Source organism: Myroides sp. C4067 (assembly GCF_038039665.1).
In the GTDB taxonomy this organism is placed as follows: domain Bacteria; phylum Bacteroidota; class Bacteroidia; order Flavobacteriales; family Flavobacteriaceae; genus Flavobacterium; species Flavobacterium odoratimimum.
In genome coordinates this window covers 1-13,746 of the sequence record NZ_JBBPHJ010000011.1, presented here as the reverse complement: position 1 = coordinate 13,746, position 13,746 = coordinate 1, and the positions used below count along the sequence as shown (strand labels likewise).

10 protein-coding genes are annotated in these 13,746 nt (G+C 35.7%); 3 read left to right on the top strand and 7 right to left on the bottom strand.

The features are described 5' to 3' along the window. Positions 1–216 precede the first annotated feature (216 nt). The gene (locus AABL87_RS09590) at positions 217–702 is read left to right on the top strand and encodes an immunoglobulin-like domain-containing protein (protein ID WP_006262274.1); all 486 of its coding nucleotides are present in this window, start codon (positions 217–219) and stop codon (positions 700–702) included. Positions 703–1,163: 461 nt separating this feature from the next. Here AABL87_RS09590 and AABL87_RS09585 read toward each other — a convergent pair whose 3' ends face one another. Together AABL87_RS09585 and polA are read right to left on the bottom strand one after the other, a co-directional pair. Then, positions 1,164–1,727 (bottom strand): 1-acyl-sn-glycerol-3-phosphate acyltransferase, encoded by a 564-nt coding sequence (locus AABL87_RS09585; protein WP_025124597.1) that lies wholly within the window; start codon positions 1,725–1,727, stop codon positions 1,164–1,166. A gap of 223 nt (positions 1,728–1,950) precedes the next feature. Further along, complete coding sequence (gene polA / locus AABL87_RS09580) at positions 1,951–4,770, bottom strand: DNA polymerase I (RefSeq protein WP_341277261.1); 2,820 nt, start codon at positions 4,768–4,770, stop codon at positions 1,951–1,953. A 183-nt stretch (positions 4,771–4,953) separates the two neighbouring features. Between polA and AABL87_RS09575 the strand changes: the two genes are divergently transcribed. Next, entirely contained in the window at positions 4,954–6,195 is a 1,242-nt protein-coding gene (locus AABL87_RS09575; RefSeq protein ID WP_341277260.1) for a metallophosphoesterase, read from the top strand. A gap of 68 nt (positions 6,196–6,263) precedes the next feature. After that, positions 6,264–6,557, top strand: a complete 294-nt coding sequence (locus AABL87_RS09570) for a thioredoxin family protein (protein WP_006259726.1) — start codon at positions 6,264–6,266, stop codon at positions 6,555–6,557. On the opposite strand, the gene AABL87_RS09565 is transcribed toward AABL87_RS09570, so the two are convergent. The 5 genes from AABL87_RS09565 to AABL87_RS09545 all read right to left on the bottom strand — a co-directional run bounded on the left by AABL87_RS09565 (position 6,552) and on the right by AABL87_RS09545 (position 13,450). Further along, entirely contained in the window at positions 6,552–7,181 is a 630-nt protein-coding gene (locus AABL87_RS09565; protein ID WP_341277259.1) for a polysaccharide deacetylase family protein, read from the bottom strand. The genes AABL87_RS09570 and AABL87_RS09565 overlap by 6 nt on opposite strands. Positions 7,182–7,255: 74 nt before the next feature. Beyond that, complete coding sequence (locus tag AABL87_RS09560) at positions 7,256–8,665, bottom strand: efflux transporter outer membrane subunit (protein ID WP_341277258.1); 1,410 nt, start codon at positions 8,663–8,665, stop codon at positions 7,256–7,258. 1 nt (position 8,666) lies between these two features. Further along, on the bottom strand, positions 8,667–11,810 hold the full coding sequence (locus AABL87_RS09555) for an efflux RND transporter permease subunit (RefSeq protein ID WP_341277257.1): 3,144 nt from the start codon (positions 11,808–11,810) through the stop codon (positions 8,667–8,669). A gap of 3 nt (positions 11,811–11,813) precedes the next feature. Beyond that, a complete protein-coding gene (locus tag AABL87_RS09550) occupies positions 11,814–12,968 on the bottom strand; it encodes an efflux RND transporter periplasmic adaptor subunit (RefSeq protein ID WP_006264607.1) in 1,155 nt (384 codons plus the stop codon). Between the two features lie 8 nt (positions 12,969–12,976). After that, complete coding sequence (locus tag AABL87_RS09545; RefSeq protein WP_006262267.1) at positions 12,977–13,450, bottom strand: GbsR/MarR family transcriptional regulator; 474 nt, start codon at positions 13,448–13,450, stop codon at positions 12,977–12,979. Positions 13,451–13,746 lie beyond the last annotated feature (296 nt).

Sequence of the window (13,746 nt, the reverse complement as noted above, 5' to 3'; positions counted from 1 at the left end):
ACAATTATTTCTGTACTTTACAAATTTCTACTCCCTTTTTTAGAAAATATTGGCGCTCAATTGTTTGACTAACAATTGTATCGCTACTCTACTTCCAATATCAATTGCTCTATTTAGGTTAGTATTTTTTACTAGATACGATGTACACTAAATTCATTGATTTTTGTAATTATAAAATGTTTGTTTTGAGTAATTTAGTAAATAAAAATAAATGATATGAAGAAAAAGATCACATTACCTGTAATGGCAGTATTAGCGCTAATAATGGCTGGATGTCCACAAAAGAAAGAAGCGGCAACACATGAAGAAGTAATCGAAGAAGTAGTTACTAAAACGCCTAATCAGAAAGAGTCGCTAGATAGTATAAGTAACCAAGTAACTATGGTGTTAGAACAAGTGGCTTATGATAAAGCACCTGAAGTACTTCATTTAACGATAACTAATCAATCTTCATCGGAAGTCAATACTGGTTCTGACTATTCTATAAGTGTTCTAAAAGGAGATTCTTGGGAAGTAATGGATATGGAAGGAATAGGATTTGATCGTATGATACATCCTATCGGACCAGGCGAGGGAGTTGGTTTTGATATCGATTTGTTCACTAAGGAATTTAAGTATGATAAAGGAACTTATAAAATCATAAAACAATTAGGTAACGATATCGGTAGCTTTACTAAGGAAGTAGAGTTTGTGATTAAGTAGCATTACAAGTGTGTACTTTCGGTATATAATTATATTTGTTTTTTATAAGTAAGGTATGTTTTTGTGATAGCGTAACTTATCTGAGCGATACATTCTAGTGTGGCGAATGACTAATTATGAAGTTAGATGAGTGAAGTGGTTATACAAAGACAAATTTATAATCCAGTACGGTAGTTATGTGATTCATTTGATTGGCGATTTTGCTTCGATTACCTCTTAGTTTCGATAGAGTAGGAGTGCGCTTTAATTTTGAATGAGTCCGTAGTGAGTCCGTTATGAGTCCGTAGTGACTCCGTTATTTTGTACAATTTATCGGAGTCACTATAGACATAATAGTTATGCAAGGAGGTCATATACCTAATCTATCTACTATAAAACAGAAGGTTTATTGTTATAAGACAGGTAATTAAAGAGGTTTTACTTGCCTATCTATGATAATCATATACTTCCTTTATAAGTCTTTAATATAATTTAGAATTGTAGTTCTCAGGGTATTTTGCCATCTCTGCATTATAGTGAGGGGCGATTTCGTCAAGTACTTGTTCGAATGTTTTATCTTCCACATGGACAAGTTTAATGATACCACATTCTTTCTTTTTATAATCTGCATATCCTAATACGATAGGCACATTAGCAGATTTAGCGATATGGTAAAACCCTTGTTTCCATTGATCAGAATACCCACGGGTACCTTCAGGAGTATTAATGATAGCGATATCATCAGTAGTATTAATGACATTGACTGCGTATTCTACTAGATTTTGTCTTTTGGTTCTATCTACACCGATACATCCAAGCGCTTTAAAGAAAAAACCAAACCATGCTTTAGTATAATAATCTTTTATAAACATGCGTATAGGTACCCCCATAATCCAGAAGCAGGCTAATGCGTAGTAGAAGTCCCAGTTAGAAGTATGAGGAACACAGATTAGTACAGTCTTCCTTTCTTTTTTTGGGTCAAAGTTATTAGGAGCGTACTTCCATCCCGTGATTCCTAACATTATTTTGCCTAGTAACTTTTTCATCTTGTTTATCTTAATAATTATTTGAGGCAAATATAGAATAATTTAGTTAGGTCTAGATTACATGATTATTGTAATAAAATGCTAATGTTATTATCAGTAATAGAGTAGGTAGTTAAAAATAGAAGTGATGCTCATCATTATGCAATAAGTTGATTCTAAATATGAACAAAAGAAATCCCCTTGAAGACATCTAAACTTCAAGGGGATACTATATATGTTTTAATTAATGTGCTTCTAGCCAATTTTCTCCAGTACCTAGGTCTACTATTAATGGTACATCTAGTTTATAAGCGTTTTCCATTTCAGATTTGACCATTGTCTTTAATGCTTCAAGTTCTTCTTTATGAGCATCGAAGACAAGCTCATCGTGTACTTGTAGTAGCATCTTAGATTTCCAATTCTCAGCAGTCAACTTCTTGTTGATATTGATCATCGCTATCTTTATAATGTCTGCGGCACTACCTTGTATAGGAGCATTGACAGCATTACGCTCAGCTGCACCTTTCACGACAGCATTATGAGAGTGAATATCTTTTAGATATCTTCTACGACCTAAGATAGTCTGTACGTATCCATGCTCGCGAGCGAAATCTATCTGAGTAGCGATATAGCTCTTTAGTTTAGGATATGTAGCATAGTAAGCATCGATTAGCTCCTTGCTCTCTGCGCGAGATAGATTAGTCTGATTACTTAGTCCGAAGGCAGATACTCCATAGATAATACCGAAGTTAACAGTCTTGGCATGACTACGTTGTTCTTTAGTTACTTCTTCTAAAGGTACATTGAATACCTTAGCAGCAGTAGAACGGTGAATATCCTCTCCACGTTGGAACGATTCTAGCATATTAGGCTCTTGACTTAGTGCTGCTATGATGCGCAGTTCTATCTGAGAATAATCGGCTGCTAGTAGTACGTAGTTCTCATCACGTGCTACAAAGGCTTTTCTTACCTGACGACCTCTCTCTGTACGAATAGGAATATTCTGTAAGTTAGGGTTGTTAGAACTAAGACGACCTGTAGCAGCTACAGCCTGCATATATTCTGTGTGTACTCTATTCGTTTTTATATTTACTTGGTCAGGTAGTGCATCTACATAAGTATTCTGTAGTTTTACTAACTGTCTCCATTCTAATATGTCTCGTACTATCTCGTGCTTAGGTGCTAAGTCACTTAATATTTCTTCACCAGTAGCGTATTGACCTGTTTTTGTTTTCTTAGGTTTAGAGCCTCCTATCTGAAGTTTTTCGAATAGGATATCACCTAATTGTTTTGGAGAGGCTAGGTTAAACTCTTCTCCTGCTTCTAAGAATATACGTTGTTCTAGTAGCTTAATGTCAGTAGATAGGGTGTCAGATAACGACTTTAGATATTCAGTATCTAAGCGTATACCTTCTGTCTCCATATCTGCTAATACATTTACTAGCGGTATTTCGATATTGTCAAATAACTCCTGTGTATGCGTAGCAACTAGCTGTGGAGCAAAAGTTTCTTTTAGTTGATAAGTGATATCAGCATCTTCTCCTGCATATTCTTTGACTATCTCGGCTTCTATGTCACGCATAGTCTTTTGATTCTTTCCTTTTTTACCGATTAGTTCTTCGATAGGTTGCGGTGTATATTTAAGGTAAGTCTCTGCTAATACGTCCATATTATGGCGCATATCAGGATTGATTAAATAATGAGCAATCATCGTGTCAAATAGAGGACCTTTTACAGTGATGTCATATTGTTTTAGAATCTTGATATCATATTTAAGGTTTTGTCCTACTTTCTCAATATTTTCTGCTTCAAAGAAAGGAGCGAATTGCTGTGCAAGCGCCTTTGCCTCGTCTTGGTTCTCTGGGAAAGGTACGTAGAATGCTGTCCCTTTCTCAAAAGAGAAAGCTATACCTACTAATTCTGCAGTAAAAGGGTCTAAGCCTGTCGTCTCTGTGTCAAAGCACACTGACTTCTGGTTTAGTAAGTTTTGGATTAATAAACGAATAGCCATACCGCTATTACACAGTTGGTATACGTGATTAGTTGTATTTAGATTACCAAAATAAGCTTCAGTAGAAGAAGAGGTATTACTCGAATCATCTCCAAAAAGAGAGAATTGCTCATCAGCTCCACTTGTAGTCGTAGCAGTAGCTGTTGGAGTAGGGATAGCTTCTTTTCCTTTATTGAATAGTTTATCGAATTGTTCTTTCATTCTTCTGAACTCAAGTTCAATAAACAAAGCTTCTGATTTCTCGATATCAGGACATTCTAGTATATAGTCTTTTTCATTGAATTGTACAGGACAGTCTAGGATGATAGTAGCCAGTTTTTTAGAAAGTAATCCTTTCTCTTTATTTGCTTCTATATTCTCTTTCATTTTACCTTTTAGCTCATGTGTATTGGCTAATAGGTTTTCCATAGAACCGTATTGCTTGATAAATTTCTTCGCTGTTTTTTCTCCTACACCAGGTAGTCCAGGGATATTATCTACAGCATCTCCCATCATTCCTAAGAAGTCTATCACTTGTTCTGGATAGTCTACTTCGAATTTCTCTTTTACTTGGTCTACTCCCCATATTTCGATACCATTCCCCATACGAGCTGGTCTATACATAAAGATGTTCTCAGATACTAACTGAGCATAATCCTTATCTGGAGTCACCATATATACTTCGAAGCCTTCTTTCTCTGCCTGTTTAGACAATGTTCCGATAAGGTCATCAGCTTCATACCCGCTCACTTCTACGATAGGGATATGCATGGCTTCTAAGATTTGCTTGATATACGGAACAGCTATTTTGATGGCTTCTGGAGTCTCATCTCTATTAGCCTTGTATTCTGGAAATAATTCTAGTCTTAAATCACTACCACCTCTGTCAAAAGCAACAGCTAGGTGATCAGGAGATTCTCTTTTTATAACGTCTATTAGTGAGTTCATAAACCCTAGAATAGCAGAGGTATCAAGACCTTTAGAGTTAATTCTAGGATTTTTTATAAATGCGTAGTATCCTCTAAATATTAAAGCATAGGCATCTAGTAAGAAAAGACGATTTTTATTAGCCATCTATAATGTGGTTTTTTATTAAGGGTAATTATTTATATGTTCAAAGATAATGAATTTGTAGTAGGACTTGGGAGAGAACAAAAGTTTTGTGATTTAGATGTTTGATAAATATCATTAAATATTGTTAAAGATACTTTGAAAGCATTTGGAAAAAATTAAATTTGTTATTTATAGATTATTGAAATGGGGAGATTTATAGTATTACTGTTAGTATTTATTATAATAGAGTTTTATTGTTTTCAGGCTGTTCGTCAGGTGACTAAAAATAAGCTAATGAGATGGGGCTATGTGGTGGTCTCTTTATTGGGTATTATATATATCATATATGGTTTTTCACAGTTTGATCGCAATCACGCTAGGAATCATCAGTCACTAGTAGCAGGAGCTTTAGTTATCTTATTCTATTTGCCTAAAGCGATTATTACTATATTACTAATTACTGAGGATGTAGTAAGAATAGGTAGAGGTATCTGGAATTATAGTAAAGGCGTTAAAGTAAAGAAAGAGGATAAAGAATCTTTCGTGCCAGGGCGAAGAAAGTTTGTATCTCATCTTGCTTTCGGGATAGCGTCTATACCTTTTATCTCTGTGCTACACGGTATCACGATAGGGAGATATAAATTTGAGGTTAGGAAGAGTATTATAGAGTTTGAGGATTTGCCAGAGGCGTTTGATGGATTTAAGTTTACTCATATTTCTGATATACACAGTGGGAGTTTTGACAATGAAGAGAAGATTCGATACGCAGTAGAATTGATTAATAGTCAAGAATCAGATGCATTGTTATTTACGGGAGACTTAGTGAATAGTCTAGCAGATGAGATGCTTCCGTGGTATGATGTGTTCAATAAAATACGCCATTATAAATATGGTAAATACTCTATACTAGGAAATCATGATTATGGAGATTATGCACATTGGGACACAGAGGAAGAGAGACAAAAGAACTTTAAAGAGATCTGTGATATCAGTCCAAAGCTAGGTTTCAGATTATTGAGAAATGAGCATGTATGGTTTGAGAAAGATGGACAACGTATAGCGGTAGTAGGGGTAGAGAATTGGGGAGTACGTGGACACTTTCAGAAACTAGGAGATTTAGATAAGTCTACAGAAGGAGTGAGCTCTAAAGACTTTAAGATCTTAATGAGTCATGATCCATCACACTGGGAAGCTAAAATATTAGAACATAAAAAGAATTTTCAATTGACTCTAGCAGGTCATACGCATGGTAGTCAGTTCGGTATAGAGATACCTGGATTTATAAAATGGAGCCCTATACAGTACGTGTATAAGCAGTGGGCAGGGCTTTATGAGAAGATGGGTAAGTATATTTATGTAAATAGAGGATTCGGGTATCACGCTTATCAAGGACGTACAGGTATCTGGCCAGAAATCACAGTGATAGAATTAAGGCGAAAAAAGTAAAGAATATTGCTAAAAAGTAATATTTTTGTATATTAATAGAAGTTTATAGTAAAGTTAATTTATATTATATGTCAAAATTCGGAGAGTTAGTAACAGCAGATGTTCCTGTTTTAATCCACTTTTATGCACAGTGGAACGAAGCATGTACTACTATGAATCCTGTCTTAATCGATGTAGCAGCTGCTATGGGGGATAGGTTGCGTATAGTAAAAATAGATGTTGAGAAAAATGGTGAACTAGTAGAGGCTTTAAGAATAAAGCAAGTGCCTACTATGATGCTGTATAAAAGAGGTAGTATGATCTGGCGCCAAAGTGGTGTTATGGATGCAAACTCTCTTATCAATGTCACTAAGACACTATAACGTAGAGAAGGTATACCCTTTAGATAATAAGTAGTCGATAGTCTTAGGTAAGGCATAGTATAAATTATGACTAGCCTTGATACTATCATGAAATACAATAATACTTCCAGGAGCCATATTCGTTATGGCTCTTTTATAACATTCTTCAGGAGTAGTGTTCTTATCATAATCTTTGGTAAGATGTGACCACATGATGATGTCATATCCTTCTGATATTACTTGTTTAGCTTGTTGCTTTTTTATTTTACCATAAGGAGGTCTGAATAGACGTGTTCTGTTCTCAAAGCTAGTGTGTTTGGCCATTTCTTCCGTTGATAAGCAGAAGTTGTTTATATATACTTCATTTGCGTTTTTCCAGCCATTTAAGTGATTAAAAGTATGGTTGCCTATCTGATGTCCTTCTTGTAAGATTCTATTGAATACAGCAGGGTGTTTTCTCACATTATCACCTATGCAGAAGAATGTAGCTTTTACCTGATACTGCTTCAGTATATCTAATACCCATTCTGTGACTTCTGGTATAGGGCCATCGTCAAAAGTTAAGTAAATATGCTTTTGAGTATTCGGTCTTTTCCAAGTGTATTTTGGAAAAAGAAGAGGAAGAAGTAACCTAGAGATATTCATAAGTCAAATGTATAAAAAAAGAGTAGTTAACTAAATAACTACTCTCTTTTAATGAATAACAATTAACTATAAAATTATTTTATACCACCTCCAACAGCTCTATAAAGCTGTACGATAGAGGTAAGTTGTGCTAATTCTGTATTAATGTAACTTAATTCTGCAGCAAGTGCACTCTCTCTAGCTGTCAATACATCTAGGTAGTTAGCCATACCTTGTACTAATAACTCTTCTGAGTATTCTGTAGCTAGGTTATATGCTTCGTATTCTTGCTTTTTAAGTTTTAACTTATCTGAAGAACTGTGGTAAGTATATAATGCATCAGAAACTTCTTTTGACGCATTAAGAATAGATAGTTTATAACTTAGGTAAGCAGATTCTTGTTTTGCTTTAGCTACCTCATGTGCAGTTCTAACTTTTCTACCATTTAATAAAGGTTGAGTTAAGCCACCGATGAAGTTTGCAAATAAAGAACTTGTATTGAATAAGTTATCAAAATCTAAACTCTGTAAACCACCATTTGCTGTAAGTCTGAAAGATGGATAGAAGTTCGCTCTAGAAACATTAGTCATTTCAAAAGCGTTAATTAATCCATACTCAGCAGCTCTTACATCAGGTCTATTGCTTAATAATTGAAGTGGAACACCAACAGAAAGGTCTGCATTAAGTTTTTGACTCTTAAGTTCTCCTCTAGTGATTGTACCAGGATTATTACCTAATAGAATACTGAATGCGTTCTCTGTTAGTTTGATATTGTTTTCAAGATCAACTAAAAGAGCTTTTGCATTGAATAACTGTGCTTGAGTTTGCTTAACAGCTACTTCATTCACTTGTCCAGATTCTTTTAAAGCTTCAATCGTTTCTAAACTGTTAGTTCTGTTTACGATAGTTTGTTCTGTTACACGTTTTTGCTCGTCTAAAGCTACTAATTGAAAATACGTTGTAGCGATAGTAGAGATTAATTGAGTTTTTACTGCCTGGTGAGCAGAAAGAGTTTGTAGGTAGCTAGCACCTGCAGCTCTTTTGTCACTTCTGATTTTACCCCATACATCTAGTTCCCAAGAGAACTGTCCTGTAATGTCATACAAATCATTTTTAACTCTAGTATCTCCAAAAGCGATACCTTGAGGTCCGTTTTTAGATAATACAGAGTGAGTATAGTTAGCACCTAGGTTTAATGTAGGAGCGTATCCCCATTTACCTTGTTGCATATAAGCGTGAGCAGCATTGATATTCTCTAATGCGATTCTGATATCTAAGTTATTTTCTAATCCGTGTTCAATGTATTGAATAAGCGTTTGATCAGAGAATAGCTCTTTCCATGACATGTTTGCCATAGAAAGAGTATCTTGAGATATGTTATCAGTACGGAATTGTGCTTCGTTAGTTACTTCAGGTCTCTCGTAATTTTTAGATACGATACAAGACTGCATAGTAACAGCTAAAACAGCAATAGGTAAAGCTCTATATAAAGTTTGTTTTTTCATATTATTCTGACTTGTGCTCTACGAATTTAATCGGTTTAATTTTTTCTTGTATGTACTGGAAGATAGCGTAAAGTACTGGAATTACGAATACTCCAAGTATAGTACCAATCAATAGACCAAATGCTGCACCAGTACCGATAGATCTGTTACCAACATCTCCAACACCTTTAGCGAATACTAATGGCATCATACCTAAGATGAAGGCAAAAGAGGTCATTAAGATCGGTCTTAAACGAGCTTTAGCACCGTTGATTGCAGACTCTGCTATAGACTCTCCATGCTGACGTCTCTGTAAAGCGAACTCCACAATAAGAATAGCATTCTTAGCAAGAAGCCCGACCAGCATCACCAGGGCAATCTGGAAGTAAATATTGTTTTCTAATCCTGCATATTTCTGTGCGATGAACGCTCCCATGATACCAGTAGGTAATGATAAGATTACAGCTAGTGGTAATAAGTAACTTTCATACTGAGCAGATAATAAGAAGTAAACGAAAATAATACATAAAGCAAAGATCATCACAGTTTGGTTACCAGAGCTAATCTCCTCACGAGATAGACCTGTAAAGTCAATACCGTAATCAGTGCTCAATGTTTGAGCAGCTACTTCTTGTACCGCTTTAATTGCGTCTCCAGAACTATAACCTGGTTTAGGAGCTCCTGTAATATTCGAAGATGTAAATAAGTTATAACGGTTCACTGACTGTGGACCATATACTTTTTTCAAATCAACGAACTGAGTTACTGGTGTCATTTCTCCTGAAGCAGTTCTTACATAAATCTCGTTTAAGCTATTCTTGTCTGATCTGTACTCAGGTAAAGACTGTACCATTACACGGTATTGTTTACCAAAACGAGTAAAGTCAGCTGCATAGATACCTCCAATATACCCTTGAAGAGCAGAGAAAATATCACTTACTAGTACTCCTGATTCTTTGGCTCTAGGGATATTAAGATCTAACTCGTATTGAGCATAGTTAGTATTGAATGATGACTGAGCATACAAGATTTCAGGACGATCCATTAATGCAGCTAAGTACTCTTTTGATTTTTGGTCGAAGTCAGTAAGTGCACCTCCAGTTTTATCTAATAATTTCATCTCAAAACCTGAAGACATACCGAAACCTGGTATACTTGGCGGTTGGAAGAAAATCATTCTAGCATCTTGGAACTGTGTAGCAGCGATACCAAACAGTTTACCAATGATCGCATCAGTTGCTAACTCAGGTGTAGTTCTATCTTTAAAGTCGTCTAGCTTAATCATCGCCATACCGTAGTTAGAACCTTGTCCGTTGATGAATGAGAATCCTGATACGATAGTTACCCCTTCTACTCCTGGGATTTGCTGTACTACTTTAGAGAACTGTTGTTGTAAACTCGTTACACGGTCTTGAGAAGCACCAGCAGGTAACTCGATATTACCCATGATGAATCCACGGTCTTCGTTTGGTACGAATCCACTAGGCATTGTTTTAGCAGCATAATATGTAATACCTAAACACGCAAGTAAGATGGCAAACGTAGTCCATTTATGTTTTAATAAGAACTTAAATGAGTTACCGTATTTGTGAGTTAATTTGTTGAATGCAACGTTGAATGCATCAAAGAAGCGTTGAACAAAGTTTCTTTTCTTTCCTTCTCCATGAGCTCCATGTTGAGTTAAGAACAGTGCACATAATGCAGGACTCAAGGTCAAGGCGTTAACAGCCGAAATTAAAATCGCAACAATAAGTGTAATACCGAACTGCTTATAGAATACTCCTGTAGGACCTGGAATAAAGGTTACAGGTATAAATACAGCAGACATTACTAATGTAATCGAGATAATAGCACCTGAAATCTCACTCATGGTGTTTAAACTCGCTTCTCTAGCTTCTTGGCCAGTCTCTTCCATCTTCGCATGCACGGCCTCTACCACTACGATGGCATCATCCACCACAATACCGATGGCCAGTACAAGAGCAAACAGTGTTAACAAGTTAATTGAGAACCCAAATACACTAAGGAAGAAGAATGTACCTATAATTGCAACTGGTACAGCAATTAAAGGAATTAACGTAGAACGGAAATCCTGTAAGAAGATATATACCACTACGAATACTAGTAAGAATGCCTCTATAAGTGTGCTGATTACTTTACTAATAGATGCATCTAAGAATTCGTTCGTATCCATCAGTACTGTATAATTAATACCATCAGGGAACGAAGTCTTCATATTCTCAAGTTCAGTATGTAAGTTCTGAATAATCTCTTGAGCGTTAGAACCTGGTGTTTGGTAGATAGCCATAGCTACAGCAGGGTGTCCATCTTGTTCAGAACTACCTACATAAGACATTGCACCTAATTCTATCTTAGCTACATCTTTAAGGTATAGCACTTGTCCATTACCCAATGACTTTACTACGATATTTTCGTATTGGTCTTGAGTTTTATACTTACCACTATATTTAATTACATATTGGAATGCCTCAGCATTGTTTTCACCTAATTGACCAGCAGCAGCCTCTAAACTTTGTTCGTTTAGGACTCTTACAACGTCAGAAGGAACTAGTCCATAAGCTTTCATCTTAGCAGGGTCAATCCAAATACGCATAGAATAGTTACGAGAACCAAAAGCAGATGCATCCCCAACACCACTTACACGTTTAAGTACAGGAATAACGTTAATATTCATGTAGTTTTGGATGTAGATAGCATCGTAGTTAGGACTTGTCGAATAGAAAGACAAGAACATTAATGCACTTGTTTGTTGTTTCTGAGTAGTTACCCCTGAACGCGTTACCTCTGCTGGTAAAAGTGGTGTAGCACGTGCCACACGGTTTTGTACGTTTACTGCAGCGATATCTGGGTCAACTCCTTGTTTAAACACAACTTGGATACTAGCACTACCATCATTCGATGCTGTAGAGGTAATATAGTCCATGTTTTCAACCCCGTTCACCTGTTCTTCAATAGGAATAACAACAGATTGCATTACTGTCTCAGCATTGGCTCCAGGATATGAAGCAGCAATCTGTACAGTAGGCGGCGCAATATCTGGATATTGCGTAACTGGAAGTACTGTTAATCCCAGTACCCCTAGTATTACTATAAGTATAGAAATAACTGTAGATAATACAGGTCTTTCAATAAATGTTTTTAACATACTTTAGAATGTTGATTTGATGTCTTCGTTAATTTTTTCAAATTTCTCTGGTACTGGAGTTATAGGTGATCCACTGCGCAGTGTACCTAATCCTGTTCCGATGATTTTTTCACCTTTTTTGACACCTTCTTTTACGATTGCCAACTTGTTGATTCTATCGATTACTTCGATCTTAGTAGCCTTAGCTGTATCGTTTGCCACAGTATATACATATACCTGACCTTGTTGTTCGAATGTAGCTGACTCAGGAACTACTAATACATTAGTATATTCGTTAGGAAGTAATAATGTACCACTATTACCATTAGCCAACAATCTGTTAGGGTTGTTAAAAGCAGCTCTTAACTGTACTGTACCCGTAGTTGGATTAATTTGACCTGAGATAGTTTCGATTTTACCAGGTTCTTCATACACTTGTCCATTAGCTAACTGTAATTTTACTGTAGGTAAGTGACTTAATTTCTCTTTTAAAGATTTACCTTCTATTTTTTCTAAGAAATCGAAGTATTCTTTTTCATTAAGTGTGAAATAAGCAAATACACTACTGTCATCTGATACTACAGTTAACGGTTGAGGGTCACTAGGGCTTACTAATGCCCCTTCACGGAAGTTAATTTGTCCTACAATACCATCGATAGGGCTTTTAACCACAGCGTAGTCAATATTAGCAACTATACTTTTGTGTTGTGCTTTAGCATTAGCTACTTGACTCTTTGCACTAGCTAAGTTAGCTTCAGCAGTTTCTAACTGGATTTTACTGATAATCCCTTTGTTTACCAGAGGTACTAATTTGTCAACGTTTACTTGAGCAACATTAACTTGAGCTTCAGCTGTTCTGATTGCTGCTTTAGCTGCATCAGCACTTTCGTTTAAAGTGTTCGTCTCAAGTCTAAATAGAGGTTGTCCTTTTCTAACGATTGCACCTTCGTCTACATAAACTTCTTGAATGTATCCAGCTATTTTAGCACGAACGCTACTAGCAACTTTCCCTTGGATATTAGTAGGGTAGTTTTTATAACCTGTTACATTTTGAGTAGGTACTTCGATTACTTTGTAAGGTAATGCCTGAGGTCCCCCTTGCTGTTGATCTTTATTTCCGCATGACGCTACAGTGATAGCGATTGCAGCGAAAGTGATCGATTGTAAATAACGTTTCATATAATTACTTAATTTGTACTTTTTAATTTTTCTATTGTATCTGCTAAATGACTTTTACTTTTTGCTAAATGATCTATATAAAGTTCTACTTTATTGTTGCAATTGTCTGTTTTTAAAACACCTTCATCAACGAATTTAAGCATTTTAAGACACAATGCATGCTCACGTTCTAATACATCTCTAATGATTTGTAATCTTAGAGTCATATAGTTAGGGTTCAATCTGAAGTATCTTTTTCTTTCATCAATCTTATTGAAATGCTCAATTTGGTTATTCGAAATCAATAGATTTAAACTTGTAGAGACAGAACTCTTACTTGCATTTAATCTTTCAACTAATTCATCAAAAGTCACGCCATCTCTGTTATTATTAAACATAATGTATGTATAAATCTGTGCAGTTAATGGTGAGAAGTGGTGCACCAGTTCATGGTGAGCGCAATAATCTTGGAATAAGTCTACTAAATTTTGGTCGTATTGCATTTTACTTTAATGTTTTGAGAGATGCAAATATACGGTTAGTTTTGTAATTACCGAACCAACCAAACTTAAAAGTTTCTTAATTATTTAGATGGCGTCTATATAAGATGTATTTTATAGTAGGAACATTTTTGCATCTATTTGATATTATGATAGAAAACATTTAATTGAAGAATTATTTAAAAAAATCAACAAAAATGCTTGCATCAAAATTAAAAATAGCATTATATTTGCATCCACAAAAGCGGAAGTAGCTCAGTTGGTAGAGCTCCAGCCTTCCAAGCTGGTTGTCGCGAGTT

Bases quoted from the DNA above. Each gene is read 5' to 3' on its own strand.
- AABL87_RS09590 (WP_006262274.1), top strand. From the start codon at position 217: ATGAAGAAAAAGATCACATTACCTGTAATGGCAGTATTAGCGCTAATA.
- AABL87_RS09565 (WP_341277259.1), bottom strand. From the start codon at position 7,181: ATGAATATCTCTAGGTTACTTCTTCCTCTTCTTTTTCCAAAATACACT.
- AABL87_RS09555 (WP_341277257.1), bottom strand. From the start codon at position 11,810: ATGTTAAAAACATTTATTGAAAGACCTGTATTATCTACAGTTATTTCT.
- AABL87_RS09575 (WP_341277260.1), top strand. From the start codon at position 4,954: ATGGGGAGATTTATAGTATTACTGTTAGTATTTATTATAATAGAGTTT.
- AABL87_RS09585 (WP_025124597.1), bottom strand. From the start codon at position 1,727: ATGAAAAAGTTACTAGGCAAAATAATGTTAGGAATCACGGGATGGAAG.
- AABL87_RS09545 (WP_006262267.1), bottom strand. From the start codon at position 13,450: ATGCAATACGACCAAAATTTAGTAGACTTATTCCAAGATTATTGCGCT.
- AABL87_RS09560 (WP_341277258.1), bottom strand. From the start codon at position 8,665: ATGAAAAAACAAACTTTATATAGAGCTTTACCTATTGCTGTTTTAGCT.
- polA (WP_341277261.1), bottom strand. From the start codon at position 4,770: ATGGCTAATAAAAATCGTCTTTTCTTACTAGATGCCTATGCTTTAATA.
- AABL87_RS09550 (WP_006264607.1), bottom strand. From the start codon at position 12,968: ATGAAACGTTATTTACAATCGATCACTTTCGCTGCAATCGCTATCACT.
- AABL87_RS09570 (WP_006259726.1), top strand. From the start codon at position 6,264: ATGTCAAAATTCGGAGAGTTAGTAACAGCAGATGTTCCTGTTTTAATC.